The 1,041-nt window shown below is 72.7% G+C and carries 1 pseudogene; it reads left to right on the top strand.

The annotated features are described in order from the left end of the window. Window positions 1–1,041, top strand: a pseudogene (locus tag FHW83_RS30425) (heme utilization protein); the annotation flags it as partial.

The raw sequence follows: 1,041 nt of genomic DNA, 5'->3' as shown, positions 1-1,041 counted from the left end.
TGGAGACCGCCGACCTGGCCGCGCTCAAGACGGCGGCCATCGCCGCCCTGGGCACCGCGCAAGTGGCGGCCCTGACCACCACCCAGATCAACACCTTGGCCACCGCCACCCTGGCCGCCATCAGCAGCCAGGGCATCGCCGCCCTGGGCACCGCGCAAGTGGTGGCGCTGACCTCGCAACAGATCGGCGCCCTGAGCACCCAGCAAGTGGCGGCCCTGACCGACGACAGCATCGGCGCGATCGAGACCGCCGACCTGGCCGGCCTGACCACCCAGCAGATCGCCACTCTGCGCAGCGCTCAGTTGAGCGGCCTGACCACCGGCCAGGTGGCGGCGCTGTCGACCACGCAAGTGGCGGCCCTGACCACCGCCGCCGTCGCCGGCCTGAGCAGCGCGCAAATCGTTGCCCTGACCACCGCGCAAGCCTCCGTGCTGAGCACCGCGCAAGTGCTGGCGCTGAGCACCAGCGCGATCGCCGCGCTGGAAACCGCCGACTTCGCCGCCCTGTCGACCAACGCCGTGGCCGCGCTCACCGTCAATCAGGTGAAAGCGCTGACCAGCGACCAGGTGGTGGCCCTGACCACCACCGAAGCGGCCGCCCTGAGCACCGCGCAGGTGGCCGCACTGTCGGCCTCTGCCGTGGCAGCGCTGGAAACCGCCGACCTGTCGGCCATCAAGACGGCCGCCATCGCCGCGCTGGGCACCGCGCAGGTGGCGGCCCTGACCACCACCCAGATCAACACCCTGGCCACCGCCTCGCTGGCCGCCATCAGCAGCGCCGGCATCGCCGCGCTGGGCAGCGCGCAAGTGGTGGCGTTGACCTCGCAGCAGCTGGGCGCGCTGGGCACCGCGCAAGTGGCCGCCCTGAGCAGCAACAGCATCGGCGCGATTGAAACCGCCGACCTGGCCGGCCTCAGCACCAACGCCGTGGCCGCCCTGCGCAGCAGCCAGCTGGTGGGCCTGACCACCGGCCAGGTGGCCGCGCTGTCGACCACGCAGGTGGCGGCGCTGACCACCGCCGCCGTCGCCGGCCTGAGCACCG

Source organism: Duganella sp. SG902 (assembly GCF_013376005.1).
Taxonomy (GTDB): Bacteria; Pseudomonadota; Gammaproteobacteria; order Burkholderiales; family Burkholderiaceae_D; genus Rugamonas.
The sequence above is the reverse complement of the archived record's forward strand: the minus strand, read 5'-3'. Positions and strand labels throughout refer to the sequence as shown.